Here is a 26,167-nt window from a genome sequence, read left to right on the forward strand (position 1 = left end):
TGCTCGGCTTATGCTGCTCGGCATGGGTGGGACAGTCGCTGCGGTCAGCAGCAATGGGACGTACTCGTTCACCAAGCCGAACCGGGACAGCGTCACGCTGCTCGCCGGGCTCGGGGTGGAGGGGGATGTGCATGCCGGAGAGACGGTGAAGCATCGGTTCCGGATGAAGAAGGATGCTTCGCAGCCGAATCTGCGGCAGGTGCACCTCATCCACGAGGAGTTGTTCGAGGAGGTGAGGGAGGCCGGGTTCGAGGTGGGTGCCGGGGAGCTCGGGGAGAACGTCACCACCCGGGGGATCGATCTGCTCGGGCTGCCGGTCGGGACTCGGCTGCATCTCGGGGCGCAGGCCGTCGTCGAGGTGACCGGGCTGCGGAATCCCTGTGCGCAGATCGACACCTTCCGGAAGGGGCTCATGAAGCAGGTCGTCGGGCGGGACGACGACGGCAAGGTGCGGTTCAAGTCCGGGATCATGAGCGTCGTTCTCGAAGGCGGCGTCGTGCGGCCCGGGGATGCCATCAAGGTCGTGCTTCCCGACGGGCCGCACATGCCGCTGGAGATCGTCTGACGCCGGCCCGGATCTAGCCGCGGAAGTCCGCCGGGCGCTCCGGGCTCGCCTCCGCCAGCGCCTTCGTGACCGCCTCGACGCCCTCCCGCAGTCCGTACACCGGTGTGTCCGGCTGCTGACGCCAGGAGTCGTCGAGGCCGCCCGCGTCGACCGTGTCGAAGCCGAGTTCGTCGATCAGGGCGCGGACCTTCGCCTTGGCCGCCGCGTCGTCGCCCGCGACCGGGAGTGCCTGCCGGTCGGGGGTGCCGGCCGGACGGTGGCGGTCGAGGATGTCCTGGGCGTAGGTACCGTTGAAGGCCTTGATGACGGGATGGCCGAGGTGCTGTTCCGTCCAGCGGCTCTCCGTGAGGCCCTCGTCCTCGATCGCGGCGATCCGGCCGTCGCGCTGGCGGGGGTAGTAGTTGCCGGTGTCGATGACGACGACCCCGTCCGCCGCCTCGGCGAAGAGGCCCGAGGGCAGGTCGGGGATCGCCTTCAGCGGGATCGTGACGACGACCACCTCCGCGCCGCGCGCCGCCTCCTCCACCGGGACGGGCGTCGCACCCGTCTCCTTCGCCAGCTCGGTGAGCGTGTGCGGGCCGCGGGAGTTCGCGACGGACACCTCGTGTCCGAGAGCGGTGAGCCTGCGGGTGAGGTTGCCGCCGATCTGTCCCGCGCCGATGATGCCGATCTTCATGGAAGCCCTCTCAAGGTCGATGCATGTGCATGCGTCTGAGCAGGGCAACCGGGGAGGGCCGGAGGGTATTCCTCGGAGCCTCAGATCCGTACGACGATCTTGCCCGTGTGCCGGTTCGACTCCATCAGCCGGTGGGCGTCCCGGATACGGTCCAGCCCGTCGAAGACCTCGGCCACCACCGGCCGGAACCCCCCGTCCGCCAGCCCCGCGTTCAGGAACGCCGTGGAGCGGCGGCGGCCCCCCGGTGTCGCGGTGAGGGTCATGTTGGCGTACGTGTGGATCTTGAAACCTCCCCCGTCTGATGGGCGGGGGATTCCTGGCTCAGGCCGCCTCCTGGAGCAGCGCTCCAGGAGGTCTTACGCCCTCGGCGCCAGCCGGGTTGAGACCAGCCCGGACGAGCATCACGCGGGCGGAGTTCTTGTCCCGTGGGGACACGGCTCCGCACGCGGTGCAGGTGTAGGTACGTTCCAACAGCGGCAGTGCGTGCTTGGTTCTCGCTCCGCACTGCGCGCAGTCCATGGTGGTGTGCGCAGGATGCACCAGGCGGACGTCCCGCCCGTGTTTGCGGCCCATCTCCAGCAGGGCCGTCTTGGTGGCGCCGATCGCGGCATCCGCCGCCTTGCGGGCCATGGTCGTCTTCGCGAGGAACTTCGGGCGGAAGTCCTCCACCGCGATCGCGTCATGGTCCCGGACGACTCGCTTGGCCCACTTGCGGCCGGTGTCCTGCCGCTGCCGGGCGATCTTCGCGTAGGTCTTCGCCCGCCACTTCTTCGCCTCGCGGTAGCCCTTCGAGCCGGACCGGCCCTTCTCGGGCTTCCTGCGGGCCATCATCCGGTCGTACCGCGACAGCTTCGCCCGGGCCTTCTTCCCGTGCTGGGCATGCGGGAGGTCGTGCACGTCGGAGGTGGTGGTCGCGGTCTCCTTGACGCCCCAGTCGATGCCGATCACCGCACCGGTGGCGGGCAGCGGCTGGACTTCGGCGGGGGCGACGAAGGAGGCGCACCAGTGACCGAGACAGTCCTGGTAGATCCGTACCGAGGACGGGTTGGCGGGCAGGTCCCGCGACCACACCACACCCAGCACGATCCCGCCCGCCAGGTGCAGGCGCCCGTCCTTGAGCCGGAAGCCGCGTCGGGTGTAGTTCAGGCTCGGGAGGGCCTCGCGCTTCTTCTTGTATCTCGGCATCCCGGCCCGCCGCCGCTGCGGCAGGCGTTGCTTGATGTCCTTGTGCGCCTTCGCACGGGATGTGACCTCCTTGGCCACCGTCTCGGCGTCACCCCCGGAGACGATCACCTCCGCCGCCCCCGCGTCCAGCAGCCCTTGCCGCTTGGCCTCCGTGCGAGTCGTCGCCAGCGGAATCGCGCCGATGCGCCGCGCGACCTGGATCGCCGCCATGCCGACCCCGCGGTGGCGGCGCTCCAGGCCATCCACGCCGCCCCGGACCGCCCCTGGACGGTGGAGGAACTCGGCGCCCACGGTGGCCTGTCCCGCGCGGCCTTCTCCCGACGGTTCACGGCGCTCGTGGGACGCCCGCCGCTGACGTATCTGACGTGGTGGCGCATGACAACCGCCGGCCGGCTGCTCCGCGAGGACGACCTGCCCCTGCGCCTGGTCGCCCAACGCACCGGCTACACCTCGGAGTTCGCCTTCGCCAAGGCCTTCAAGAGGGAGTACGGGGTGGCGCCGGGGCAGTACCGGAGGAAGGTGTCCTGACCCCGTCCTGGCCTGCGAAGGGGTCCTCCAACTCCTCGCGCACCACCTCGGCCGCCGCCTCCGCGTCCCCGTCCGCGACGGCCCGGACCAGCGCCTCGTGCGCCTCGTCCGCCGTGTTGGGGTCGTGCGTGCGCAGGCCGGTCAGGGACAGGAGGTCGATGAGGCCCTGTCGCAGGACCGGTGTGAACTCCGCGAACAGGTCGTCGAGCACGGGGTTGTGCGCGGCCGCCACCACGGCCGCGTGGAAGGCGATGTCCGCGTCGACGAACGCCGCGTCATCCGCGCCCGAAGCCACCCGGCGCCCCTCCAGCGCCGCCTCCATCGCCGCCACGTCCTCGGGCGTGCGCCGCCGCGCGGCGAGACGGGCCGCTTGGACCTCGACCGCCATGCGGACCTCGTAGACGTCGGTGACGGCAGCGCGCCGCAGCCGGGTGGGCCAGTCCCGCGTCGGCTCGGTCGCGAGGACGAAGACACCGGCGCCCTGGCGGGGCTGCACCAGACCCGCGCCGGCCAGCGCGCGGAGCGCCTCGCGGACCGTCGAGCGGCCCACGCCGAGTTTCCTGGCGAGCGTGGTCTCGCCGGGCAGTTTGCTGCCGACCGCCCAGTGACCGGCGGCGATCTGCTCGCGCAGACGCTCGGCGGCCTGTTCCACCAAGGGGCTCGGGCGGAGGGGACCCAGCGGCATCGACCGTTCACCACCTTGTCTGAGGAGTTTTCCGTACTCGAGCCATTCTCACTTGTCTGAGGAGCTGAGGAGTGGTTAGCCTAGCCCGTATGACGTTCCGCGGTCTTCTTCTCGGCTGCCGCGGCGGGGCCTGACGCGACCGGCACCCCGCCGCGGGTCGCCGTGCTGCCGGTCACCGTCCGACCGAGCCGACGAAGGCAGCAGCAGACGATGACCCTCACCTGGAATCCGCAACGGCCCAGCGCCATGCCGTTCCACCGCTACCGCCCCTACGACCAGCGCGTCGACGTCCCCGTCACCGACCGCGGCTGGCCCTCCGCCCGTATCGAGTGCGCCCCGCTCTGGGTCCCCGTCGACCTGCGCGACGGCAACCAGGCGCTGGCCGAGCCGATGGACACGCCGCGCAAGCGCCGCTTCTTCGACCTGCTGGTCTCCCTGGGCTTCAAGGAGATCGAGGTCGGCTATCCGTCCGCGAGCCGTACCGACTTCGACTTCGTACGGCATCTGGTGGCCGACGGCGCCGTACCGGACGACGTCACCCCCGTCGTCTTCACCCCGGCCCGGCGCGAGCTGATCGACCGGACCTTCGACTCGATCGAAGGGCTGCCCCGTGCCGTCGTCCACCTGTACATCGCGACCTCGCCGGTGTGGCGGGACGTCGTCCTGGGCCGGGACCGGGACGAGGTGTGGCGGACGGTGAAGGACGCGGCCGAGCACATGGTCCGGCGGGCGGCGCCCGGAGTCCGCTTCCAGTTCTCGCCCGAGACCTTCAACCTCACCGAGCCCGACTTCGTCCTGGAGCTGTGCGACCGGCTGACCGAGCTGTGGGACGCGAGCCCGGACCGTCCGGTCACGCACAACCTCCCGGCGACGGTGGAGATCGCGACCCCGAACGTCTACGCCGACCAGATCGAGTACTTCCACCGCCATCTGTCCCGCCGCGACTCGGTGATCCTCTCCGTCCACCCCCACAACGACCGGGGCACCGGCGTCGCCTGCGCCGAACTCTCCGTGCTGGCCGGGGCGCAGCGGGTCGAGGGCTGTCTGTTCGGCAACGGGGAGCGGACGGGCAACGTCGACCTGGTCACCCTGGCGCTGAACCTGTACGCCCAGGGTGTCGACCCGATGATCGACTTCAGTGACATCGACGCGGTGAAGGAGACGGTCGAGCACTGCAACCGGCTGCCGGTGCATCCCCGCCATCCCTACGCCGGGGACCTCGTCCACACCGCCTTCTCGGGTACGCACCAGGACGCCATCAGCAAGGGCTTCGCCCGCCGGGCCGAGCACCCGGACGGGCCCTGGGACGTCCCGTACCTGCCGATCGACCCGGCCGACATCGGCCGTTCCTACGAGGCGGTGATCCGCGTGAACTCCCAGTCGGGCAAGGGCGGAATGGCGTACCTGCTCAAGGCCCACCACGACATCGACCTGCCGCCCCGCATGCGGCCCGAGTTCTCGCGGGTCGTCCAGGAGGCCACGGACGACAGCGGGCGGGAGATGACGCCGAAGGAGCTGTACGACCTGTTCCGTTCCACGTACGTCGTGACGGACGGGGAGGTCGCGCTGGAGGCCTGGTCGGTCCACCGGGACGAGTCCGGCGCGCACCGTTTCGTCTGCACCCTGCGCACGGGGGACCGTACGGGCGACTACGAGGGCACCGGCGCCGGTCCGGTGACCGCGTTCGTCGACGCGCTGGCCGGCGCCGGATTCACCGTCCACGTCCGGGACTTCGCCGAGGACGGCACGGCGGCCTACGCCGAGTGCGAGACGGACGACGTCCCGGCCTGGGGCGCCGGCGAGGGCCGGGGCGCCTCCGTCCAGGCGGTGCTGTCGGCGGTGAACCGGGCGCTGCGGTGAGGGAGGTACTGCGCGCCGAGGGGGTGGATGTCGTAGGGGACGGACGGCTGATCTCCGGAACCGGTGGACAGCTAGCAATAGCTAGGCGATGCTAGTCGAATCGCCAGTGCCCAACGAGCAGCCGGGAGCCTCCATGCAGACCCAGGACACCAAGCAACTGAACGTCCGCCTCCCCGCCGAGCTGGTCGACAAGGCCAAGGCCATAGCGCACGAGCGCGGCATGATGCTCTCCGGCTACATCCGCACCCTCATCGAGCGGGACCTCGAGGGGAAGGAGACACCGGACGAGACAGTGCCACCGCACGTCCTGGCCGCTGCCAAGGCCTTCGCCGAGGCTCTGGAGGCAGGGCGCAGCTGATGGAACTCACCGTCGACCTGCGCTGGGCCCTCGTCATCGCGGACCAGCTCACCGACCCGCCCGAAGTCCTGGACATCCCCGCGCTGGAGGCGGCCGTCGCCCGGCACGCGAGCAAGAACCAGGCCGACGCCGACAACGACTGGCGAGCGGCCACCCTCGCGGCGACCGTGGCACAGTTACGCCCTTTCGCCTGCCGCAACGACGAAGTGGGCGCCCTCTACGCGTACGCATTCATGGCGCACGCCGACGAGCCGCTCGCCGTGGAAGCCTCGCACCTCGTCGGGATGCTGACGCGGGTCTCGGCCGCCGAGATCGGCATCGACATGCCGGCGACCTTCCTCCGCAACGCGCGCACGGCATGACGAAGGGGGGCGCCCGAAGCCGGGCGCCCCCCTTCCGTTCGCGTCACTTGCTCAGGTATGCCCAGAACTCGTCGAACGACAGCACCTTGTCGCCGTTCAGGTCGCGAGTCTTGATGATCACCTCGGCGACCGACTCGGTGACGTTCCAGTCGCCTGCCTGGGCGAGGGCGGTCTTGAACTCGGCCGCGGTGATGAAGCCGTCACCGTCCGTGTCGATCCGTTCGAAATGCTTGCGTGCCTCGTCGATGTCCGCCACCGAGCCGCCCCTTTTTCGTCGTTCCTTGCCGTCTTGCTGACGGAGGCCAGATTATCCGGCGCTCCGAGCACGCAGAGCGGCGACCACCCACGCGAACTCCTCCTCGTACGACGGCTGGGGTTCGAGCCCGTTCACGACGGCCGACAGCTCGCGGTACCGGGCGAGCCGCAGGTTCGTTCCCGCCTCGAGACGCTTGAGCACCTCGGCCCGGTCGGCGTCGCCGAGGAGACCGGCCAGCAGCTCGTCCGCCTCCGGTGCCTCGGGGGCGATCCCGCGCCCCAGCGCCTCCCCTGCCAGCTGGACGAGCCGGCTCATGAACCACAGGGACGTCCCGGCGGGGACATCGGGCCCCCGGTCCGCCGCGTTGAACTCGACCGCCCTGCGCATCAGCGCCCGGAACTCCGGGTCCTGGATGAGTTCGGCCAGCTCCACCCACGCGTCCACCTGCTCGGGGCTGGGATCGTCCGGCAGGTTGGCGGCGCCGGCGAACCGCAGCCGGGTGCGGATGTCGGGATCCGCCGTGTCGAGCCCCTCGAAGATCTCCGCCATGAAGTCCTCGATGATCCTGCGCCGCTCTGCGGCGGACAGCCGTGCCAGCTTGTTCATCAGTGTCATCTCCTCCGCGGTCGACCCGCGTCGCGCAACGGTCGACAGCACCGCCCGGGTCACTTTGAGCGAGCGGATCCGCGCGTCCAGCGCCACCACGTGCGCCGCCGCGACCTCCGCCACCGTCCGCTCCCCCGCCAGCACCCTGCGCACGTCCACCAGGCCGAGGCCCAGCTCGCGCAGCGTGCGGATCAGTTCGAGGCGGGCGGCGGACTCCGCGTCGTAGAGGCGGTAGCCGCCGTCCGAGCGGGTCACCGGCTCGAGCACGCCCTCGTCGGACCAGTAACGGATGGTCCGTACGGTGAGGCCGGTGGCCCTCGCCAGCTCGCCGATGGTGAAAAGCCCGGTGCCGTCGTCGATCATGTCTGCGAGTCTGGGCCTTCCAGTGGGTGGAGACTCAAGGAGCGGGTGCGGTGGAGACTCTTCGGGACATTCTCGACGCGGCCGCCCGCGGTGTCTTTCCGCCGCCCAACGGCCGTACGACCGTCGTGCCGCAGGCCTCCGCCCGGGACGCGGGCGTGCTCGCCTTCACCGCGCACTCCGTCGTCTTCACGGACGAGGACCCGCGGTGGGTGTACGACACACTGGCGGCCCTGGAGTGCGATCCGCTGGCCGCGACGATGAACCCGGCTTTCCTGGCGGCCTTCATGGCGCGGACGGGGCGTACGGCCGAGACCATCGACGCGATGTTCGTCGGCTCGCCCCTGCCCGGCGAGCCTCCGCTCGCGCTGGCGGAGATCACGGACGCCGGTCATCCGCGTATCGCGTACGCCCGCGGGCGCCGCGACGACGTACGGGCCTGGACGACCGACGGCGGGGTGCTGGTGGCGGGGCGCGGGATCGGTGGCCGGCTGGAGGTCTCGCTGGAGGTGGACGAGGACGTACGGCACCGGGGGCTGGGGCGACTGCTCCTGACCGCCGCCCGGCAGCTCGTCGAGGAGCCGCTGTGGGCCCAGGTGGCCCCCGGGAACGCCCGCAGCACACGGGCGTTCCAGGCGGCGGGTTACCGTCCCGTCGGCGCGGAGGCGCTGCTGCTCAGTGCCAGGCCTCGAAGTGCGGGTTGCTCTGACAGCCGCTCATGATCTCGGGGCCGCCGCCGTCGCTGCGGTAGAGCGTGCGGCGCAGATCTTGTCATCGGCGGTTGTGCAGTCGGCCCAAGGGGCGCGGGGAACTGCGCGACCAGCCACAGCGGACCTGCAGACTCCCCTGGGCTCAGCCGGCGCGGCGCTCACGCGGCCCGCCGCCGCAGCTGGTTGTGATCACGGGGAACACCATTCCGGTTCTGCGACGGCGGGTTGTGGATCATCACTGGTAGTGGGGCGTGTCAACCGACCCGGTGTCAGCGGAAGATGCCGGTGTGGCCGAGCGAGTACCGTCCCGGCTGCGGGTACACCGCGAGCCCGTGCGGGCCGCTGCCCACCGGGATCCGGGCCAGCTGCTCGCCGGTGCGGGTGTCGATGGCGTACACCTCGGCGTCGTAACGCCCCGACAGCCACAGCACCTTGCCGTCCGCCGAGACACCGCCCATGTCGGGGCTGGCGCCGTCGGACAGTTGCCACTTCCTGGTGACCTTGTTCTGCGCGAAGTCCCAGACGGAGATGGTGCCTTCGCCGCGGTTGGAGACGTACATCTCGCGGGAGTCGCGGCTGACGTACAGCCCGTGGGTGCCCTTGCCCGTGGGCAGCAGCTTCGGCTTGCCGAACGTGTCGCCGTCGAGGACCCACATGCCGTCGGCCATCATGTCGGCGACGTAGAACCGCTTTCCGTCGGGCGAGATCTTCACGTCCTGCGGCATGGCCCCCTTGAAGGGGAGTTTCTGCTGCCCGACGACCTTCATCTTCTCGGTGTCGACCTTGAGCAGTTCGCCGCTGAACTCGCAGGAGACGATGAAGTACCTGCCGTCGAGGGAGAAGTCGGCGTGGTTGACGCCGTAGCAGCTGACCGGTTCGGTCTTGACCCGCTTCATGGTGTGCGGGTCACGGAAGACGAGTTCGCGGTCGAGGGAGGCCATCACGACGGCGTACTTGCCGTTGGGTGTGAAGTAGAGGTTGTAGGGGTCGTGCACCTCGACCGGCTTGCCCGCTTTCCCGGTCTTCGGGTCGATGGGGGTGAGCGTGTGGCCGCGGTTGTTGTTCACCCAGAGGGTCTTCATGTCCCAGGAGGGGACGACGTGTTGGGGCTGACGGCCGACGCGGACGGTCTCGATGATCCGGTACGTCTTCGGGTCGATGACGGAGACCGTGTCGGACTCGGTGTTGGGGACGTAGACCCGGGACGGGAAGTCCTTGACCACCGGGGAGAGCTTGCCCGGGCGGTCGGCGGCGTACACGTCCTTCGGGTCGAGGACGGGCGGCATGCCGGGCAGCCCCTGCACGGGCTTCTTCTTCGGCGGGGCGGGGACGGCGGCCTTGGTGGTGCGCTGTCGTTCTTCGGAGGGGGCGTTGTCCCGGGCGTCGGTGCCACAGGCGGCGAGGGCGGCGAGTACGGCGCCCGTGACAAGGGTGTGCTGGAGGAGGTGGGTGCGGTGCATCAGCTGAACAGCTCCGTGGTGGTCACGGCGGCCAGGCCGCGGCGGTCGAGTTCTTCCAGTACGGCGGGGAGGGCGGCGACCGTGTCGACGTACCCGAAGTGCAGGCTCACCACGGATCCGTTGCGGATCTCGCCGAGGACCTTGCGGGTGACGGCGGGGGCGCCGGGTGAGGTGAAGTCGAGGGAGTCGACGTCGTACGACAGGACGTGCGGGTAGCCGGCGTCACGGGCCAGCCGCTCGACGAGCGGTGTGGCACGCGCGGCGCGCGAGGGACGGAACCAGCTGCCGATCGAGCCGGTGAGCCGCCTCAGCCGCTCGGCACAGCCGTCGATCTCGGCTCGGGCGTCGGCCTCGGACATGTCGTTGACGCCGAGGTGGTGGAGGGTGTGGTTGCCGAGGTCGTGGCCGCCGTCGAGGATGCGGCGGGCGATCCCGGGGTGCTCGTCGAGCCAGGTGCCGACGGCGAGGACGGTGATGCGGGCCCCGGCCCGTTCCGCCTCGCGGAGCAGGGCGTGGGCGGTGGCGGGGTCGCCGTTGCCGTGGAAGGTGAGGGCTACGCGGGAGTGGGTGCGGGGGCCGTGGGTGAGTTGGGCGGGGAGGCCGGGGAGACGGCGAGGGCCTGGGGCGGGCGTGGGTTCGGCTGGTGGGCTGGAGTGGACGGGATGGGCGACAGCGCCACTCGTAGCGCACCCGGCGGTGAAGACGAGCCCCGCGCTGACGCGCAGCACGGTACGGCGATCAGTCGTAGTCATCCGCCCCATTTAAGGGGCTTACCTGGCGATACCGGCCGATTCACCCACCCAGGGGCGCGGGGAGCCGCACGATTAACCCCCACACAGCCGCAGCCGGACAACTACCGGTCAGCCACCCGCATCTCGAACCACGTGGTCTTCCCGCGAGGCAGGAGATCCACGCCCCACCGGTCGGACAGCTTGTCCACGAGGAAAAGCCCCCGCCCGCTGATGTCCATCTCCTGCACCGGCATCAGACAGGGCAACCCGCGGGAGGGATCACGCACCTCGACCCGGATCCACCCACGGCGACGCCGCATCCGGAGTCCGAAAACCCGGCCTCCCGTATGACGCACCGCGTTGCCCACGAGCTCGGAGACGAGCAGAACCGCGTCCTCGGTCATCTTCGGGGTGAGCCCCCAGTGACGCAGGACCACGACTTGGGTCAACCGGCGGGCCGCGGCGGCGGACTCGGGGCGCGAGGGGAGCGGAACCTCCGCCTCCGTCGGGTTACCGAACAACTCCAGCACCTTGAGCGCGTGTTCGTCCTCGACCGTGGGCGACCAGCGCGCCGCGGTCGCACGGCCGTGTCCCCGCGGCTGTTCGATACCCTCCAGCCCCGCCATGCCACCATCATGGCCGCACCCGCCGCCCTGCGGGGCCGTCTCTACGGAATACGCCCCCTGGAATCCATCATTCCGCTGGTTCCGATCGGCATATGCCAAAGGTATTTCGTGGCTTGAAGTAACCCCTTTGACCTGCGGCGGAGGCTCGACTGACGGCAATCGACGATTCCCTCGACAAGGCAGGCTTAAGGTTGCCTTAAGGCTCCCATAAACCGCCCCATCGAGGGACCCGGATCAGACGTCCCGTCAACAGCAAGTGGTTCAGGCGAGTTTCCTCAAGAGATTCCTCACAGGAATTTCGCCTTGCCAGGGCCTTCCTCGACGAAGCTGCGCATCCCGGTCTCGCGGTCGGCGGTGGCGAACAGGCCCGCGAACCAGTTCCGTTCGACGGCCAGTCCGGTGTCGATGTCGGTCTCCAGTCCGGTGTCGATGGACTCCTTCGCGGCGCGCAGCGCGATCGCCGGACCCTGCGCGAGCCGCGCCGCCCAGGCGTGCGCCTCGGTGTACACGTCGGCGGCCGGGACGACCCGGTCCACCAGGCCCAGCTTCTCGGCCTCGTCGGCCCTGACCATCCGGCCGGTGAAGATGAGGTCCTTCGCCTTGGACGGGCCGATGAGCCGGGCGAGACGCTGGGTGCCGCCGGCGCCCGGGATCAGACCGAGGAGGATCTCGGGCTGACCCAGCTTGGCGTTGTCGGCGGCGATACGGAAGTCCGCGCACAGCGCCAGTTCGCAGCCGCCGCCCAGGGCGTAACCGGTGACGGCCGCGACGACCGGCTTGGGAATGCGGGCCACCGCCGTGAAGGAGTCCTGGAGCGCGCGGGCGCGCAGGACCATCGCCGTGTGGTCCATGGCCTGCATCTCCTTGATGTCCGCGCCCGCCGCGAACACCTTCTCCCCGCCGTAGATCACCACGGCACGCACGTCCTCGCGGCGCGTGGCCTCCTCGGCGAGCTCCTTGAGCCGGTCCTGGACGGCGATGTCCAGCGCGTTCATGGGCGGGCGGTCGAGTCGGATCGTGCCGACGCCGTCGGCCACTTCGAGAGTCACGGTCATGAGGGAAGGTTAACGGCCACTAACGACAGGCGCCCCGGTGCGATGTCTCACACCGGGGCCCCTCGTCGTCGTAGGAGTTACGCCTTCCACTTCTCCCAGGAGAGGTTCCAGCCGTTGAGGCCGTTGGCCGGGTCGACCGTCGGGTCGGTGGAGTTCTTCACCGTCACCACGTCACCGGGCATCGAGTTGTTGAAGAACCACGCGGCCGGCACCGAGCTGTCGTAGCCGCCGCGGACATCGCGCAGACCGATGCAGCCGTGGCTGGCGTTGTAGTTGCCGAAGGCGCCGCCGCCCCAGTAGTTGCCGTGCACGAAGGTGCCGGAGTCGGTCAACCGCATGGCGTGCGGGACGTCCTTGATGTCGTACTCGCCGTCGTAGCCGACGGTGTCGCCGTTCATCCGGGTCACCGTGAACTTCTCACTGATGACCATCTGACCGTTCCAGGTGGCGTAGCCGGGCTTGCCGGTCGTGACCGGGATGGTCTTGAAGAGCTTGCCGTCCCGCATGACCTTCATCGTGTGCTTCTTGGCGTCCACGATGGAGACCTGGCTGCGGCCGACGGTGAAGGACACGGTCTTGGACTGCTTGCCGTAGACGCCGTCGCGACCCTCGACGCCGTCCAGGTTCAGCTCGACGGTGACCTTGGTGCCGGACTTCCAGTATTCCTCGGGGCGGAAGTCCAGCCGGTCGTTGCCGAACCAGTGGCCCGCGACGTCGACGGCCGGCTCGGTCTTGATGGTGATGGCCTTCTCGACGTCCTCGGGCTTGGTGATGCCCCGGGTGAAGCGGATGGAGAAGGGCATTCCGACGCCGACCTTGGAGCCGTCCTCGGGCGTGAAGGTGCCGATGAAGGTGTTCTTCGGCGTCAGCGTGGTGAAGCTGGAGTCCTCGGCGGCCTCACGGCCCTCGGAGTCCTTCGCGACCGCGTGCACCGAGTACTTGGTGGCGGCCGCCAGATGGCTGGACGGCGTCCAGGAGGCGCCGTCGGCGGATATCGCGCCGTCGATCTTCTCACCCTTGGAGTCCTTGACCTCGACCGTGGTCAGCTTGCCCTTGTCGGCGCCGATCTTCAGAGCCCCGCTGGTCTCGACGGACTTGGCCCCGTCCTTGGGGGCGATGGAGACCACCGCCACGGACTGCTTGCTCTGCCCGGTGTCCGCGTCCTTGCCCTTGCCGGAGCCGGGCTTGGCGTCCGAGTCCCCGCCGCCTCCCCCGCACGCGGTGACGGCGGTCAGCACGACCCCCAGCAACAGCGCGGCCATCCGCTTACGGCCACGCCCGCGTGCGTCAACCGACGCCCCCGATATCGGTCGCACGTTCAAGATCTTTTCTCCCCTCGCCGGGCCCGGTCCCAGGCCCGCAACCCCTGCGCGTCCCGCGCGTCCGGCGATATTAACCGCAAGATCAGGCCCGTCGGCGGGGTGCGATTGTCACCGTTCGGTCCCAACTGCTCCCGCTCGACCGGGGCCCGACCCCGCCCCCCACCTGGCTACTTCACCGCGCTGCCCGCCTTCCACTCCTTCCAGCCCATATTCCACCCTCCGAGGCCGTTGTCAGGAGCGACCTTTTTGTCATTGCTGTGGACGACCTCCACGACGTCCCCGATGAGGCTGCGGTCGAAGAACCAGCCCGCCGGGGTGCCCGAACCGCCCCCCTTCACGTCCCTCAGCCCCACACAGCCGTGGCTGACATTGACCTTGCCGGGGGCGTTCGGCGCCCAGTAGTTGCCGTGCAGGAAGGTGCCGGAGTCGGTCAGGCGCATGGCGTGCGGGACGTCCGGGATGTCGTACTCGCCGCCGAAGCCGACCGTGCGGCTGTTCATCCGGGTGACCTCGAGCATCTCGGAGACGACCATTTTGCCGTTGTACGTCGTCGTCCTGGGGGCGCCCGCCGTGATCGGCACGGTGGCGAGCAGCTCGCCCTCACGCCGCACCTGCATGGTGTGCTTCGCCGCGTCGACCAGGGAGACCTGGCTGCGCCCGACGGTGAAGGAGAACGTCTTGTACTGCAACCCGTAGACGCCGGGCGCCGCTTCGACGTCCCGCAGCCGCAGCCCGACGGTGACCTGGGTGCCGGGCTTCCAGTAGCGCTCGGGACGGAAGTCGAGGCGGCCCTTGCCGAACCAGTGCGGGCGGATCTCGACGGGCGGCTCGGACGTGACGTGGACGGCGCGTTCGACGGCGGTCCGGTTCTCGATCTCCCGGTTGAACTCCAGGGAGACGATCATTCCGGTGCCGACCGTGGAGCGGTTCTCCGGGCTGACGTATCCGATGAAGCGCTCGTCGGGGACGTACGTGGTGAAGGTGGTGTGCCGGGCGGAGCGGCGCCCGTGCCCGTCCAGGGCCACCACGTCGACGGTGTACTCGGCGGCGAGCGCGAGCCTCTCCTCGTCGGGTTCCCAGCGCAGGCCGTCGTCGGAGATGTGCCCGGACACCGGGGTCTCCTGCGCGTCCTGCGCCTTGACGACCTCGACCGACTCCAGCCGCCCGCTGGGTACGCGGACGAGGAATCTGGTGTCCTGCCGGACGCCTTTGCTGTTGTCGTCGGGCAGGACGCGGATGACGTCCTCGGGTGCGGGGGGCTTGCCCAGCCCGCCGAGATCGATCCCTCCCGTGGATCCGGAAGTGCAGCCGGCCAGCAGTCCGGCCCATGTCAGTACGGCGGCCAGTGCGGCCCCTGCGCGCCGAGCGCGCCCTTGTACGTGCCTCACATCGCACCCAACGACGCGGCCCGCCCTGGGGAAACGTGAGTGCGACGCCCTCCGCTGATACGCCGTCATGGATCCTCGGCCCGGTGGGGGCTGATCGCGCCGTTCCTCGCGCCCCTCAGAGGCGCGGGTCGGTTGGCCAACCGTTGGGCAGAACAGTGGGGAGGACGACGCTCTTGGGGAGCCGCGGCCGGGATGCCGTGCGCTCTCCTTCCAGGTCGTCCCCCGAGCCGTGGGAGGACGAAGGGTGTCCAGCGCAGCCGAGCAGGAGGCGGTGGCCGAGGAAGTAGGTCCGGCCGTCGTGAACGGTGCGCGGCGCACGCCGTCCGCACCGGGGGTACCCGTGTGGCCGGGCGCACCCATGCCCCTGGGATCCCGGTTCCGGGTGGGTCCCGACGGGGTCGCGGGCACCAACTTCGCGCTGTGGGCGGGCGGCGCCGAAGGAGTCGAGCTGTGCCTCTTCGACGAGCGGGGCAAGGAGACACGGGCCCGGCTGACCGAGCTGACGCACGAGATCTGGCACGGCTTCGTGCCGGGCGTGATGCCCGGGCAGCGGTACGGCTATCGGGTGCACGGCCGCTGGGACCCGTGGACCGGCGGCCGCTGGAACCCGGCGAAGCTGCTTCTCGACCCGTACGCCCGCGCGGTGGACGGCGACTTCGGTCTGCCGCCCGAGGTCTACGGGCATGTCCGCGACTGGCCGCAGCAGCAGGTCGCCGACACCGTGCGCGACGAGCGGGACTCGGCGCCGTTCGTCCCCAAGGGTGTCGTCGTCCACGATGACGACGAGTGGGAGGACGACCGCCGTCCGAAGACACCGTGGGCGGACTCCGTCATCTACGAGCTGCACGTACGGGGCTTCACCAAACTGCACCCGGGGATACCCGAGGAACTGCGCGGCACCTACGCCGGGTTGGCGCACCCGGCGGCCATAGAACACCTGGTGAAGCTGGGCGTCACGGCCGTGGAGCTGCTCCCCGTGCACCAGTTCGCCCACGAGGACCACCTGCTGCGGCGAGGCCTCAAGAACTACTGGGGCTACAACTCCATCGGCTACTTCGCCCCGCACGCCACCTACGCCGCGTCCGGTACGACCGGCCAGCAGGTCGGCGAGTTCAAGCGCATGGTGCGCGCCCTGCACGCGGCCGGGATCGAGGTCATCCTCGACGTGGTCTACAACCACACCGCGGAGGCGGGCGAGCTGGGCCCGACGCTGTCGCTGAAGGGCATCGACAACCGGGGCTACTACAGGCTCCAGTCGGACGCCCGGAGGTACGCCGACTACACGGGCTGCGGCAACACCCTGCACGTGGTGCAGCCGCATGTCCTGCGTCTCATCACCGACTCCCTGCGCTACTGGGTGACGGAGATGGGCGTCGACGGCTTCCGCTTCGACCTCGCCGCCGCGCTGGCCCGGTCCATGCACGACGTCGACATGCTGTCCCCGTTCCTGGCGGTGATCGCCCAGGACCCGGTGCTGCGGCGGGTGAAGCTGATCGCCGAACCGTGGGACGTGGGGTCGGGCGGCTACCAGGTCGGCGCCTTCCCTCCGCTGTGGACGGAGTGGAACGACCGGTACCGCAACGCCGTGCGGGACTTCTGGCGGGGCGCGCTGCCGGACGTGCGGGATCTCGGCTACCGCCTGTCGGGGTCCAGCGATCTCTACGCCTGGGGCGGCCGACGCCCGTACGCCTCGGTCAACTTCGTGACCGCACACGACGGTTTCACGCTGCGGGACATGGTCTCGTACGAACGGAAGCACAACGAGGCCAACGGCGAGGGCAACCGGGACGGTTCGGACGACAACCGGTCGTGGAACTGCGGGGCGGAGGGCGAGACCGACGACGAGCGGATACGGGGGCTCAGGCGCCGTCAGCTGCGGAACCTGCTGACGACGCTGCTGCTGTCGACGGGGGTGCCGATGCTGGTCGCGGGCGACGAGCTGGGACGGACCCAGCGCGGCAACAACAACGCGTACTGCCAGGACAACGAGATCAGCTGGCTGGACTGGGAGCTGCTGGAACAGCCGGGCTGGAAGGCCCTGTTCGACCTGACGTCGAGGCTCATCGCACTCCGGCACCGGCACCCGGTCCTGCGCCGCCGGGCCTTCTTCTCCGGACGGGCGCACTCCGCGGACGGGCTGCGGGACCTGGCCTGGTTCACGGCACGGGGCACGGAGATGACGGAACGGGACTGGTACGCGCCGGCGCCCACCCTCGGCATGTATCTCTCCGGCCGCGACATCCCCGGACGCGACGAGCGGGGCGCCCCGATCGTCGACGACAGCTTCCTCGCCGTACTGCACGCCGGGGACCGCCCGGCGAGCTTCGTCCTGCCGGCCCCGCCGTGGGCGGAACGGTACGAGGTGGTGATCGACACGGCCCGGGAGACCCAGGCGGAGGAGCCGGGGGTGGTGCATCGGGCGGGGGCGGCGATCACGGTGCCGGCTCGGGCGGTGCTGCTGCTGAAGGTGGCGGGGTAGACCCTGTGCGCGACGCGCCCCCGCTTCACCGCTCCGGTCGGCCTTCTCCGCCCAGCCGATCTCGGCTGAGACCGGTTGGCTCAGGCAACGTTTCAGGTCCATGAACTCCCCGCCGGAATTCTGGCCAGGAGGCGGGGTCGGTTGATCCACTGAAGGACATGCCCGAGATATCCCGCCGTGCCTTCGGTGGTCTCGTCGGCGGCGGCGCCGTGACCGCCGTCGCCGGTACGGCCGCCACCGCCGAGGCCGCTGAGAACGCCGCCCCCACCGAGCGCCCCTTCCGGGCCCGCCGCGCCGCCTCCTCCGGCAGGCGCCCCAACATCCTGGTCATCCTCGGTGACGACCTCGGCTGGGCCGACCTGTCCTCCTACGGCGCCCCGCACATCAGGACGCCGCACCTGGACCGGCTGGCCCGGCAGGGTGTGCGGTTCACCGACGCGTACTCGGGGTCGGCCACCTGCTCGCCGACCCGGTTCAGCCTCTACACGGGGCGCTATCCGGGACGTACCCCGGGCGGGCTCGCCGAGCCGATCGGGTACCGGACGCAGGGGCTGGACCCGAACCACCCCACGCTCGCCTCCCTGCTGAAGAAGGCCGGTTACGCCACCGCCCTCATCGGCAAGTGGCACTGCGGCTGGCTGCCGGACTTCAGCCCCACCAAGTCCGGCTGGGACGAGTTCTTCGGCAACCACGGCGGCGTGCTGGAGTACTTCTCCAAGCTCGGCCAGCTCGGCGAGTACGACCTGTACGAGGGCGACGCCACCTACAAGGACCTGCGCTACTACACCGAGGTCCTGACCGAGCGGGCCGTCGAGTACGTCGGCCGGGACCACCACGACAGGCCCTGGCTGCTGAACCTCAACTTCACCACCCCGCACTGGCCGTGGCTCGCGGAGGGCGACGAGGAGACGGGCGCCGGGATCGAGGCGAAGATCCGCGCCGCGAAGACGCAGGCCGAGGTCGTCGCCGCACTCAACCACTACGACGGCGGCTCGGTCGAGAAGTACAAGGAGATGGTGGAGAGCCTGGACGCCGCCGTCGGCGAGGTGCTCGCCGCGCTGCGCCGCTCCGGGCAGGAGGAGAACACCCTCGTCCTCTTCGCCAGCGACAACGGCGGTGAGCGCTACTCCTACAACTGGCCGCTCAGCGGCGAGAAGTTCGTGCTGCTCGAAGGCGGTATCCGCGTCCCGACGATCGTGCGCTGGCCCGCCCGCGTCGACGGCCACCAGGTCAGCCACGAGCCCAACTTCTCCCCCGACTGGACGGCGACCCTGCTGGAGATCGGCGGCGCGCGCCCCGACCCGGCGTACCCGCTGGACGGCACGAGCCTCGCCGGATACCTGCTCAAGGGCGAGGAGCTGCCCGAGCGGGACCTGTTCTGGCGGGTGCGGGCCAACCGGGCGCTGCGGCGCGGGGACTGGAAGTACTACCAGGACGCCGACCAGACCGACCACCTCTACAACCTGGCGGCCGACTCCCGCGAACAGGCCGATCTGGCCCCGGACGAGCCCGAGTTGCTCGCCGAGCTGAAGGCGTCCTGGGAGAAGACCGCCGGCACCCTGCTGCCGTACCCGGACTAGCCGAGGATCCCTCGCTCGTACGCCGTCGCCACCGCGGCCGCCCGGTCCTTGACGCCCAACTTGGCGTACAGGTGGGTGAGATGGGTCTTCACGGTCGCCTCGCTGATGAACAGTTCACGGGCGATCTCCCGGTTCGACGTGCCCCTGGCGACCAGGGCCAGCACCTCGCGTTCGCGCGCGGAGAGCGGCTCGTTGCCGGGGGCGCGCACCGCCGAGACCAGGCGGGAGGCGACGGCCGGGGAGAGGACCGTACGTCCGTCCGCCGCCGCGCGGACGGCCGTGAACAGTTCGTCGCGCAGGGCGTCCTTGAGCAGATAGCCCGTCGCGCCCGCCTCGATCGCGGGCAGGGTGTCCGAGTCCGTGTCGTACGTGGTGAGGACGAGGACTTTCGCGCGGGCGGCCCGGCGGGTCAGTTCGCGGATGGCGTCGACTCCCCCGCCGCCCGGCATGCGCAGATCCATCAGGATCACGTCGGGGTCGAGCGCGGCGGCCTGCGCCAGAGCCTCGACGCCGTTCGACGCCTCGCCGAGGACGGTGAATCCGGGGGCGTTCTCGAACATGCCGCGCAGACCGTCCCGTACGACGGGATGGTCGTCGACGATCAGCAGCGAGATGTCACGGCTCATGGCGGACCAACGGTACGCGAGCCGACAGCGCCGTGCCGTGGCCCGGCTCGGACTCCACGGCGAGCGTGCCGGCGATGCGCTCGGCGCGGGCCCGCATCCCGTCGAGTCCGAAGCCGCCGGCGCGGGTGCGTGCGGGGACGGCGAGGGGGTCGAAGCCCTGGCCGTCGTCACGGATGTCGAGGATCACCTCGTCGCCCAGGAAGCTGAGGGTCACCCCGACACGGGTGGCCCGCGCATGGCGGGCGGCGTTCGACAGGGCCTCCTGGACGATCCTCAGCAGGGTGGCCGCGACCTCCTCGTGCAGCTGCTCCGCCCGCCCGGTCACGGTGAACTCGGCCCGTACGCCCGTCCGTTCGCCCCATTCGGTGACCGTCTTCTGCAGTGCCTCCGGCAGCCCGGCGTCCTGAAGCGCCACCGGGGCGAGGTTGTGCACCGAGCGGCGGGCCTCGCCGAGGCTGTGCCGGGCCAGGTCGGAGGCGCGGGCCAGATGGGTGCGGGCGACGTCCAGGTCGGGGGCGTTGGCGACGACCTGGAGCTGGGCGATGATGCCGGTCAGGCCCTGGGCGATGGTGTCGTGGATCTCGGCGGCGAGCCGCCGGCGCTCGTCGGCGACGCCCGCTTCCCGCGCCTGGACGAGGAGTTGGGCGTGAAGGGCGGCGTTCTCGTCGAGCGCCTGCTGCAATGCCGTGTTGGTACGTTCGAGTTCGGTGATGGTGACGGCCCGGTCGCGGGAGCGCTGTTCCTCCTGCCGGGCGAAATGGCCGACCATCATCAGCAGGGTGGTGTTCGCGATCAGCATCACGCCGAACAACACCCACTGGATCCAGCTGTGGAACGGCATTCCGCCGGCCTGCGAGCCCGCGATCACGACGGCGTGGGCGAAGAGGCCGAGCCGCTGCCGGCGCTTGCCGGGGATCAGTTCGTCGGTGTCGAAGTAGCCGGTGGACGCGTAGAACGCGAAGAACGGGTTGATCCACGTCAGCACGAAGGCGACAGCCCAGCGCAGGGCGTAGATGACGGCTCCGCGGCGGGACGGGGTCCGGCAGCCGTGGCGAGGGCCGAGCCAGAGCTGGAGCGCCACCGCGGCGACAACGAGGGCCCCGCCCGCATACCACTCGGCAGGGCCCGCGATCAGGGTGCCGGCGGCGAGCGAGAGGACGGTGGAGACGAGGAGCAGCCCGTAGGGGCCCCAGTTGTGGAACTGGTCCTGGCGCCGCTCGAACTTCGCGTACGACGCGGTCATCTCCCCAGTCTGCACGGCCACTTCCCTACTCCCAGCGGAACCAGCGCGACGCGGCGGCCGTGAGCAGTACGGTCCAGGCCACCAGCACGCCCATATGGGTCCAGCCCGGCGAGTCGCCCGCCGCGGCCCGGTTGAGGGCCTCGGCGGCCGCACCGAACGGGGTCCAGCCGACGATCCGGGCCAGCATGTCCGGCATGGCCTGCACCGGCAGCCACACGCCCGCACAGAACATCGCCGGGAAGAACACCGCTGACCCGATCGCTGCCGCGATCTTCGTCGTACGGGACAGCGCGCAGATCACGGCACCCAGGGCGAGGGCGGCCAGCACGGCCAGAACAAGGGCGAGGACGTATCCGAAGGGCTGCTCGGGCAGTCGTACGTCGAAGGCGAGTCGCCCCACGAGGAGGGCGGTCAGCGCAGATGCCAGGGCGGCTCCGGCGTAGACCACCATCTGCGCGGACAGCAGCGCTGCGGGGCGGACCGGGGTGGTGGACATGCGGCGCAGTATGCCCTGCTCGCGATAGCCGGTGAGGGTCTGCGGCATCGCCTGGACACCACCCACGATCAGGCCGAGCAGCACGGTCACGGGGACATAGACGTCGATGGTCCGCAGTCCCCCGAGGCCGGCTTCGTGCTCGTGGAAGGCCGGGATCGAGCCGAGGATCACCAGCAGCAGGGTCGGGAACGCGAGCATCCAGAAGAGCGCGCCGGGTTCGCGGCGGAGGAGTCGCAGCTCGGTCCTCAGGACGGCGGTGTTCATGCCGCTGCCTCCTTGGTCTCGGTGAGGTCCAGGAACGCGTCGTCCAACGTGGCGTCGGTGACCCGGAGTTGGTGAGCCGTGATGTGGGTGCGGGCCAGCAGGGTGATGACGGCGTTGACCGTCTCGTCGGTGCCGGCGAGCGTGACGCGGCTGTCCCGGTGCTGGACGGACGCGAGCCCGGGCAGGGCGTTCAGGTCACGGTCGTCGAGGGGGACGGACGGCGTGAAGCTGATGACGGTGGCGCCCGCCGAGCGGCGGATCAGTCCGGCCGGGGTGTCCAGGGCGGCGATCCGGCCCTTGTCGATCACCGCGATCCGGTCGCACAGCCGCTGCGCCTCCTCCATGAAGTGCGTGACCAGCAGGACGGTGACACCGCGCGCGCGGACCTCCTCGATGAGCTCCCAGGTGTCGCGGCGGGCGCGGGGATCGAGGCCCGTGGTGAGCTCGTCGAGGACGACGACCCTGGGGTCGCCGATGAGGGCGAGCGCGATGAACAGGCGCTGCTTCTGACCGCCGGAGAGCTTGCCGAACCGGGTGGTCAACGTGCCGGTCAGGCCGAGGCGTTCGGCGAGGGGGCGCCAGTCGGCGGGCTTCTCGTGGAACGCGGCGTACAGCTCCAGGGCCTCGCGCACGGTCAGTTTGGGCTGGAGCTCGCTCTGCTGGAGCTGGGCGCCGAGGACGCGGGCGACCCGCTCGTGGTCGGCGATCGGGTCGAGGCCGGTGACGCGGACGCGGCCGGCGTCGGGGACGCGCAGGCCCTCGACGCACTCGACGGTGGTGGTCTTGCCGGCTCCGTTGGGGCCGAGGACGCCGAAGATCTCGCCTTCCTCGACGGCGAAGGAGACACCGTCCACGGCGGGCCGGCCGCCGTAGGACTTACGCAGTTCGGTGACTTCGATGACGGACATGGCATCAGCGTCGCGGTCGGCAGGCGATGCGCACATCGGCCGTCGCGCTCGAAGGGACATCAACCGATCGGTTGACGCGGGGGTACGACCGGGCCGTGCGGCCGGTCGAACGCGCAGGTCGTAGGTCCAGCGGCCGATTCGGGTCCGGCCAAAACTCGGTGGGCGTTGTCAGTGCCGATTTGTAGGCTCACTGCTGATGCCCTCGACACGTGCCACCACCAAGGAACACTCCGCCGTCCGTACCCTGCTGCGCCTGTGGCCGTACGTCAGGCCCGTCCGGGCGCGGCTGCTCGGCGCCGCGGCGGTGGCGATCCTCGCGTCCTGTGCGGGGCTGGTGATCCCGCTCGTCCTGAAGTGGATGGTGGACGGACCGGTCGCCGACCAGGATCCGGCGGGCGTGTGGCTCGGCGCGCTGTTCCTGCTGCTGCTCGGGCTCGGGGAGGCGCTGCTGTTCGGGCTGCGGCGGTGGCTGGTGGCGCGGCCGCTGTCCCATGTCGAGGCGGAGATGCGGGCGGATCTGTACGGGCATCTGCAGCGGCTGCCGGTGTCCTTCCACGACCGGTGGGCATCGGGACAGCTGCTGTCGCGCGCCACCACCGACCTGATGCTGGTGCGGATGTTCCTGGCGTTCCCGCTGACGTTCCTGCTGGTCAACGCGGTGACGATCCTCATCGGCGTGATCATCATGCTGCTCCAGGACTGGGCGCTCGGGCTGGTGATCCTGGGGCCCGCCCTGCCCGTGATCGTCACCTGCGTGCTCTTCGAGCGGCGGTACTTCCATGTGGCGCGGCTCGCCCAGGACCAGGTCGGCGATCTGACGACGGTCGTCGAGGAGAGCGTGCTCGGCATCCGCATCATCAAGGGCTTCGGTCGGCACCGGAGCCAGGCGCGGGCGTTCCGTGAACTGTCGCGGACCCTGCGCGGGACGGAGCTGCGCAAGGCCCGGCTCCTCGCGTCGATCTGGGGTGTCATCGTGACGCTGCCGGAGATCGCCATCGGGGCCGCGCTGGTGCTGGGGTCGGTACAGGTCGCCGACGGGGACCTGTCGGCGGGGACCCTGGTCGCCTTTCTGTCCACGGCTCTGGCGCTGCGGTGGCCCATCGACTCGATCGGCTTCCTGCTGGCGATCAGCCAGGACGCGGCGAGCGCGACGGAACGGTACTTCGAGGTGATGGACGAAGTGCCGGAGGACGCGACGGTCGGCGTGGCCGACGGCGACCGAGAGGACAGCGGGCTGCGGTTCGACGGTGTCGTCTTCCGGTACCCCGACGCACCCCTCGACTCCCCGCCCGTCCTCGACCGCATAGACCTCCACATACGCCCCGGCGAGTCCATGGCCCTCGTCGGCGCCACCGGCAGCGGCAAGACCACCCTCACCGCGCTCGTTCCCCGGCTCCACGAGACGACCTCGGGGCGGATCACGCTCGACGGCGAGGACATCACCGCGATGTCCCGCGAGGAGCTGCGTTCGCTCGTCGCCGTGGCCTTCGAGGAACCCACCCTCTTCTCCGCGAGCGTCGGCGAGAACGTGCTGATGGGCGCCGAGGAAGGGGACCTCGACCGGGCCCTCGCCGTCGCCCAGGCCGACTTCGTGCACGCCCTCCCCCACGGCACCGACACCCAGGTCGGAGAACAGGGCCTCAGCCTCTCCGGCGGCCAGCGGCAGCGCCTCGCTCTCGCGAGGGCGGTGGTCGGGCAGCCCCGGTTCCTCGTCCTCGACGACCCCCTGTCCGCCCTGGACGTGCACACCGAGGCCGCCGTGGAGGCCGCGCTGCGGGAGGTGCTCGCCGAGACCACCGCGCTCATCGTGGCGCACCGGCCCTCGACCGTGCTGCTCGCCGACCGGGTCGCCCTGCTGTCGGAGGGCCGGATCACCGCCGTGGGCACCCACCACGAACTGCTGCGCACGAACGCCGAGTACGCCCACCTCATGGCGGGGTCCGGGGAGACGGGGGAGGACCGATGACGGCGCCGACGAAGGCCGCGCCCACCGCCGCCGACGAGGAACCGGACGGCCACAAGTCCGCGGGCGGCGGCGATCCCTTCGACCGTGACGTCCTGCCCGTACCGCCCCGGGCGACCTCGAACCTCCTGCGTTCCCTGCTCGCGCCGATGCGGGCCCGCGCCCTCGGTGCCGCGTTCCTGCTGCTGCTCCAGCAGGCGGCGGTGCAGGCGGGCCCGCTGCTGGTGGCGTACGCGATCGACAGGGCCGTCCCGGCGTTCCGCGAGGACCGCCACGGCCCGCTGATCGCCGTGGGCGTCGGCTATCTGCTGTGCGCGCTGGCCGCGGGCGGGTTGCAGTACGTGTTCATCCTCGCCTCGGCGCGGGTCAACCAGGATGTGCTCCTCGACCTGCGCGGCCGTATCTTCCGCCATGCGCAGGCCCTCAGCGTCGACTTCCACGAGCGCTACACCTCGGGCCGGCTCATCTCCCGCTCCACGGCGGACGTCGAGTCGCTGCGCGAGCTCCTGAACGAGGGGCTCCAGGAACTGGTGACGGTCGTCCTGTCCTTCGTCTACATCTCGGCGCTGCTGCTCTGGCTGGATCTGGGCCTCGGCGCGGTGGCGGTGGCGTCGTTCGTGCCGCTCTATCTCCTCATACGGATCTACCAGCGGCGCGCGGGAGAGGTGTACACCCGGCGGTCCACGGCGATCGCCGCCGTGATCGTGAAGTTCGTCGAGACGATGAACGGCATCCGCCCGGTGCGCGCCTTCCGCCGCGAGGCGGCCAACGACGCCGACTTCGCCGTGCTCAACAAGCGGCACGAGCGCACCAACGGCGACGCGCTCATCGAGATGGCCCGCTATGTGGTCGGCTCCCGGCTGGTCGCCAACACGGCCGTCGCGCTGATCGTGCTGTGGGGCGCCTACCGGGTGGCGGGCGGCACGCTGGAGCTCGGTGTGCTGGCCGCGGCGGTGCTGTATCTGCGGCGGCTGTACGACCCGATCGACCGGCTCGGCATGTTCCTCAACTCGTACCAGTCGGCGGCGGCCTCGCTGGAGAAGATCGCGGGCCTGCTCGCGCAGACGCCGTCGGTGCCGGAGCCGTCCGAGCCGCGGCAGCTTCCGCCCCTGGAGTCCGAGCACCCCGGCCGCGAGGTCGTCTTCGACGGCGTCCGGTTCGCCTACCGCACCGGCGGCGAGGTCCTGCCCCCCTTCGACCTCGCCCTCCCCGCCGGGCAGACGGTCGCGGTGGTCGGCTCCACCGGTGCCGGCAAGTCCACGCTGGCCAAGCTCCTCGCCCGCTTCTACGACCCCTCCGAGGGCCGCGTCCTGCTCGACGGGGTCGATCTGCGCGAGCTGGCCGTGCCCGAACTGCGGCGCGGGGTCGTCATGGTGACGCAGGAGGCCTTCCTGTTCTCCGGCACGGTCGCCGACAACATCGCCATCGGCCGCCCGGACGCCACCCGCGAGGACATCGAGCAGGCCGCGAAGGCGATCGGCGCCCATGAGTTCATCAGCGCCCTGCCCGACGGCTACGACACGGACGTACGCAAGCGGGGCGGCCGCATCTCCGCCGGTCAGCGTCAACTCGTCGCGTTCGCGAGGGCGTTGCTCGCCGACCCGGCGGTGCTCATCCTGGACGAGGCGACCAGCTCGCTGGACATCCCGGGCGAACGGGCCGTGCAGCGGGCGATGTCGACGGTCCTGCACGGCCGTACCGCGGTGGTGATCGCCCACCGTCTCTCCACGGTCGGGATCGCGGACCGGGTGCTGGTGATGGAGCACGGCCGGATCGTCGAGGACGGCCCGCCGGACGAACTCATCGCGGGGACGGGCAGGTTCGCGGATCTGCACCGGGCGTGGCGGGACAGTCTGGCGTAGGGAATCGGGGGAA

25 protein-coding genes and 1 pseudogene are annotated in these 26,167 nt (G+C 70.5%); 10 read left to right on the forward strand and 16 right to left on the reverse strand.

Annotation, left to right across the window (positions count from 1 at the left end; translation table 11 throughout):
* Positions 1 to 22: 22 nt before the first annotated feature.
* A complete protein-coding gene (locus QF037_RS15480; RefSeq protein ID WP_307025608.1) occupies positions 23 to 565 on the forward strand; it encodes an MOSC domain-containing protein in 543 nt (180 codons plus the stop codon).
* Between the two features lie 13 nt (positions 566 to 578).
* Here QF037_RS15480 and QF037_RS15485 read toward each other — a convergent pair whose 3' ends face one another.
* From QF037_RS15485 to QF037_RS15495, 3 genes are read right to left on the reverse strand one after another with little or no spacing between them, the layout of a single operon-like run.
* Positions 579 to 1,262, reverse strand: a complete 684-nt coding sequence (locus QF037_RS15485) for an NADPH-dependent F420 reductase (RefSeq protein WP_373463959.1) — start codon at positions 1,260 to 1,262, stop codon at positions 579 to 581.
* 59 nt (positions 1,263 to 1,321) lie between these two features.
* Positions 1,322 to 1,504: a zinc-binding dehydrogenase gene (locus tag QF037_RS15490; RefSeq protein WP_307025612.1), complete on the reverse strand. Its 183-nt coding sequence runs from the start codon at positions 1,502 to 1,504 to the stop codon at positions 1,322 to 1,324.
* 58 nt (positions 1,505 to 1,562) lie between these two features.
* A complete protein-coding gene (locus tag QF037_RS15495) occupies positions 1,563 to 2,636 on the reverse strand; it encodes an RNA-guided endonuclease InsQ/TnpB family protein (protein ID WP_307025614.1) in 1,074 nt (357 codons plus the stop codon).
* Here QF037_RS15495 and QF037_RS15500 point away from each other — a divergent pair.
* A pseudogene (locus tag QF037_RS15500) lies at positions 2,637 to 2,954 on the forward strand (helix-turn-helix transcriptional regulator); the annotation flags it as partial.
* On the opposite strand, the gene QF037_RS15505 reads toward QF037_RS15500, so the two are convergent.
* Positions 2,902 to 3,639 (reverse strand): FadR/GntR family transcriptional regulator, encoded by a 738-nt coding sequence (locus tag QF037_RS15505; RefSeq protein ID WP_307025616.1) that lies wholly within the window; start codon positions 3,637 to 3,639, stop codon positions 2,902 to 2,904. The pseudogene QF037_RS15500 and the gene QF037_RS15505 overlap by 53 nt on opposite strands.
* 210 nt (positions 3,640 to 3,849) lie before the next feature.
* Between QF037_RS15505 and QF037_RS15510 the strand changes: the two genes are divergently transcribed.
* The 3 genes from QF037_RS15510 (at position 3,850) to QF037_RS15520 (ending at position 6,219) form a co-directional block, all read left to right on the forward strand.
* On the forward strand, positions 3,850 to 5,499 hold the full coding sequence (locus tag QF037_RS15510) for a 2-isopropylmalate synthase (RefSeq protein ID WP_307025617.1): 1,650 nt from the start codon (positions 3,850 to 3,852) through the stop codon (positions 5,497 to 5,499).
* A 133-nt stretch (positions 5,500 to 5,632) separates the two neighbouring features.
* Positions 5,633 to 5,857: a hypothetical protein gene (locus QF037_RS15515; RefSeq protein ID WP_307025619.1), complete on the forward strand. Its 225-nt coding sequence runs from the start codon at positions 5,633 to 5,635 to the stop codon at positions 5,855 to 5,857.
* Positions 5,857 to 6,219 carry a hypothetical protein gene (locus tag QF037_RS15520; protein ID WP_307025622.1) on the forward strand — a complete coding sequence of 121 codons (363 nt, stop codon included), beginning with the start codon at positions 5,857 to 5,859 and terminating at the stop codon, positions 6,217 to 6,219. The genes QF037_RS15515 and QF037_RS15520 overlap by 1 nt, the downstream gene beginning before the upstream one ends.
* 43 nt (positions 6,220 to 6,262) lie before the next feature.
* On the opposite strand, the gene QF037_RS15525 is transcribed toward QF037_RS15520, so the two are convergent.
* Both QF037_RS15525 and QF037_RS15530 read right to left on the reverse strand, forming a co-directional pair.
* A complete protein-coding gene (locus QF037_RS15525; protein WP_307025624.1) occupies positions 6,263 to 6,475 on the reverse strand; it encodes an EF-hand domain-containing protein in 213 nt (70 codons plus the stop codon).
* Positions 6,476 to 6,526: 51 nt separating this feature from the next.
* A complete protein-coding gene (locus tag QF037_RS15530; RefSeq protein WP_307025626.1) occupies positions 6,527 to 7,444 on the reverse strand; it encodes a helix-turn-helix domain-containing protein in 918 nt (305 codons plus the stop codon).
* A gap of 50 nt (positions 7,445 to 7,494) precedes the next feature.
* Here QF037_RS15530 and QF037_RS15535 point away from each other — a divergent pair, with 50 nt between their 5' ends.
* Positions 7,495 to 8,163 carry a GNAT family N-acetyltransferase gene (locus QF037_RS15535; protein ID WP_307025628.1) on the forward strand — a complete coding sequence of 223 codons (669 nt, stop codon included), beginning with the start codon at positions 7,495 to 7,497 and terminating at the stop codon, positions 8,161 to 8,163.
* 257 nt (positions 8,164 to 8,420) lie between these two features.
* Here the strand turns inward: QF037_RS15535 and QF037_RS15540 are convergent, their stop codons facing one another.
* The 6 genes from QF037_RS15540 to QF037_RS15565 form a co-directional block, all read right to left on the reverse strand.
* The gene (locus tag QF037_RS15540) at positions 8,421 to 9,611 is read right to left on the reverse strand and encodes a YncE family protein (protein ID WP_307025630.1); all 1,191 of its coding nucleotides are present in this window, start codon (positions 9,609 to 9,611) and stop codon (positions 8,421 to 8,423) included.
* Complete coding sequence (locus tag QF037_RS15545) at positions 9,611 to 10,372, reverse strand: polysaccharide deacetylase family protein (RefSeq protein ID WP_307025631.1); 762 nt, start codon at positions 10,370 to 10,372, stop codon at positions 9,611 to 9,613. The genes QF037_RS15540 and QF037_RS15545 overlap by 1 nt, the downstream gene beginning before the upstream one ends.
* 92 nt (positions 10,373 to 10,464) lie before the next feature.
* On the reverse strand, positions 10,465 to 10,968 hold the full coding sequence (locus QF037_RS15550; RefSeq protein ID WP_307025633.1) for an ATP-binding protein: 504 nt from the start codon (positions 10,966 to 10,968) through the stop codon (positions 10,465 to 10,467).
* A gap of 287 nt (positions 10,969 to 11,255) precedes the next feature.
* The gene (locus QF037_RS15555; protein ID WP_307025635.1) at positions 11,256 to 12,023 is read right to left on the reverse strand and encodes an enoyl-CoA hydratase/isomerase family protein; all 768 of its coding nucleotides are present in this window, start codon (positions 12,021 to 12,023) and stop codon (positions 11,256 to 11,258) included.
* 77 nt (positions 12,024 to 12,100) lie between these two features.
* Positions 12,101 to 13,285, reverse strand: a complete 1,185-nt coding sequence (locus tag QF037_RS15560) for a L,D-transpeptidase (RefSeq protein WP_307025637.1) — start codon at positions 13,283 to 13,285, stop codon at positions 12,101 to 12,103.
* A gap of 227 nt (positions 13,286 to 13,512) precedes the next feature.
* Positions 13,513 to 14,733 carry a L,D-transpeptidase gene (locus QF037_RS15565; protein ID WP_307025639.1) on the reverse strand — a complete coding sequence of 407 codons (1,221 nt, stop codon included), beginning with the start codon at positions 14,731 to 14,733 and terminating at the stop codon, positions 13,513 to 13,515.
* 244 nt (positions 14,734 to 14,977) lie between these two features.
* Here QF037_RS15565 and glgX point away from each other — a divergent pair, with 244 nt between their 5' ends.
* Both glgX and QF037_RS15575 read left to right on the forward strand, forming a co-directional pair.
* The gene (glgX, locus tag QF037_RS15570) at positions 14,978 to 17,212 is read left to right on the forward strand and encodes a glycogen debranching protein GlgX (RefSeq protein ID WP_307025641.1); all 2,235 of its coding nucleotides are present in this window, start codon (positions 14,978 to 14,980) and stop codon (positions 17,210 to 17,212) included.
* Positions 17,213 to 17,370: 158 nt separating this feature from the next.
* Complete coding sequence (locus tag QF037_RS15575) at positions 17,371 to 18,792, forward strand: sulfatase family protein (RefSeq protein WP_307025643.1); 1,422 nt, start codon at positions 17,371 to 17,373, stop codon at positions 18,790 to 18,792.
* On the opposite strand, the gene QF037_RS15580 is transcribed toward QF037_RS15575, so the two are convergent.
* The 4 genes from QF037_RS15580 to QF037_RS15595 are packed head-to-tail and all read right to left on the reverse strand — an operon-like array spanning position 18,789 to position 22,329.
* A complete protein-coding gene (locus QF037_RS15580; RefSeq protein ID WP_307025646.1) occupies positions 18,789 to 19,418 on the reverse strand; it encodes a response regulator in 630 nt (209 codons plus the stop codon). The genes QF037_RS15575 and QF037_RS15580 overlap by 4 nt on opposite strands.
* Entirely contained in the window at positions 19,408 to 20,661 is a 1,254-nt protein-coding gene (locus tag QF037_RS15585) for a sensor histidine kinase (protein ID WP_307037178.1), read from the reverse strand. Before QF037_RS15585 ends, QF037_RS15580 begins: the two co-directional genes overlap by 11 nt.
* Before the next feature lie 25 nt (positions 20,662 to 20,686).
* Positions 20,687 to 21,421 (reverse strand): ABC transporter permease, encoded by a 735-nt coding sequence (locus QF037_RS15590; RefSeq protein WP_307025648.1) that lies wholly within the window; start codon positions 21,419 to 21,421, stop codon positions 20,687 to 20,689.
* Positions 21,418 to 22,329 carry an ABC transporter ATP-binding protein gene (locus tag QF037_RS15595; RefSeq protein WP_307025650.1) on the reverse strand — a complete coding sequence of 304 codons (912 nt, stop codon included), beginning with the start codon at positions 22,327 to 22,329 and terminating at the stop codon, positions 21,418 to 21,420. Before QF037_RS15595 ends, QF037_RS15590 begins: the two co-directional genes overlap by 4 nt.
* A 196-nt stretch (positions 22,330 to 22,525) precedes the next feature.
* Here QF037_RS15595 and QF037_RS15600 point away from each other — a divergent pair, with 196 nt between their 5' ends.
* Positions 22,526 to 24,295, forward strand: a complete 1,770-nt coding sequence (locus QF037_RS15600; protein ID WP_307025652.1) for an ABC transporter ATP-binding protein — start codon at positions 22,526 to 22,528, stop codon at positions 24,293 to 24,295.
* On the forward strand, positions 24,292 to 26,154 hold the full coding sequence (locus QF037_RS15605; protein ID WP_307025654.1) for an ABC transporter ATP-binding protein: 1,863 nt from the start codon (positions 24,292 to 24,294) through the stop codon (positions 26,152 to 26,154). The genes QF037_RS15600 and QF037_RS15605 overlap by 4 nt, the downstream gene beginning before the upstream one ends.
* The last annotated feature ends 13 nt before the right edge of the window (positions 26,155 to 26,167 follow it).

Source organism: Streptomyces canus (assembly GCF_030815415.1).
GTDB classification, from domain to species: Bacteria; Actinomycetota; Actinomycetes; order Streptomycetales; family Streptomycetaceae; genus Streptomyces; species Streptomyces canus_F.

Excerpts from the sequence above, each read along its gene's own strand:
- QF037_RS15555 (WP_307025635.1), bottom strand. The coding sequence starts at position 12,023 with ATGACCGTGACTCTCGAAGTGGCCGACGGCGTCGGCACGATCCGACTC.
- QF037_RS15495 (WP_307025614.1), bottom strand. The coding sequence starts at position 2,636 with ATGGCGGCGATCCAGGTCGCGCGGCGCATCGGCGCGATTCCGCTGGCG.
- QF037_RS15530 (WP_307025626.1), bottom strand. The coding sequence starts at position 7,444 with ATGATCGACGACGGCACCGGGCTTTTCACCATCGGCGAGCTGGCGAGG.
- QF037_RS15590 (WP_307025648.1), bottom strand. The coding sequence starts at position 21,421 with ATGAACACCGCCGTCCTGAGGACCGAGCTGCGACTCCTCCGCCGCGAA.
- QF037_RS15505 (WP_307025616.1), bottom strand. The coding sequence starts at position 3,639 with ATGCCGCTGGGTCCCCTCCGCCCGAGCCCCTTGGTGGAACAGGCCGCC.
- QF037_RS15600 (WP_307025652.1), top strand. The coding sequence starts at position 22,526 with ATGCCCTCGACACGTGCCACCACCAAGGAACACTCCGCCGTCCGTACC.
- QF037_RS15540 (WP_307025630.1), bottom strand. The coding sequence starts at position 9,611 with ATGCACCGCACCCACCTCCTCCAGCACACCCTTGTCACGGGCGCCGTA.
- QF037_RS15595 (WP_307025650.1), bottom strand. The coding sequence starts at position 22,329 with ATGTCCGTCATCGAAGTCACCGAACTGCGTAAGTCCTACGGCGGCCGG.
- QF037_RS15560 (WP_307025637.1), bottom strand. The coding sequence starts at position 13,285 with ATGGCCGCGCTGTTGCTGGGGGTCGTGCTGACCGCCGTCACCGCGTGC.
- QF037_RS15575 (WP_307025643.1), top strand. The coding sequence starts at position 17,371 with ATGCCCGAGATATCCCGCCGTGCCTTCGGTGGTCTCGTCGGCGGCGGC.
- QF037_RS15550 (WP_307025633.1), bottom strand. The coding sequence starts at position 10,968 with ATGGCGGGGCTGGAGGGTATCGAACAGCCGCGGGGACACGGCCGTGCG.
- QF037_RS15545 (WP_307025631.1), bottom strand. The coding sequence starts at position 10,372 with ATGGGGCGGATGACTACGACTGATCGCCGTACCGTGCTGCGCGTCAGC.
- QF037_RS15585 (WP_307037178.1), bottom strand. The coding sequence starts at position 20,661 with ATGACCGCGTCGTACGCGAAGTTCGAGCGGCGCCAGGACCAGTTCCAC.
- QF037_RS15605 (WP_307025654.1), top strand. The coding sequence starts at position 24,292 with ATGACGGCGCCGACGAAGGCCGCGCCCACCGCCGCCGACGAGGAACCG.
- QF037_RS15490 (WP_307025612.1), bottom strand. The coding sequence starts at position 1,504 with ATGACCCTCACCGCGACACCGGGGGGCCGCCGCCGCTCCACGGCGTTC.
- QF037_RS15480 (WP_307025608.1), top strand. The coding sequence starts at position 23 with ATGGGTGGGACAGTCGCTGCGGTCAGCAGCAATGGGACGTACTCGTTC.
- QF037_RS15510 (WP_307025617.1), top strand. The coding sequence starts at position 3,850 with ATGACCCTCACCTGGAATCCGCAACGGCCCAGCGCCATGCCGTTCCAC.
- QF037_RS15515 (WP_307025619.1), top strand. The coding sequence starts at position 5,633 with ATGCAGACCCAGGACACCAAGCAACTGAACGTCCGCCTCCCCGCCGAG.
- QF037_RS15520 (WP_307025622.1), top strand. The coding sequence starts at position 5,857 with ATGGAACTCACCGTCGACCTGCGCTGGGCCCTCGTCATCGCGGACCAG.
- QF037_RS15580 (WP_307025646.1), bottom strand. The coding sequence starts at position 19,418 with ATGAGCCGTGACATCTCGCTGCTGATCGTCGACGACCATCCCGTCGTA.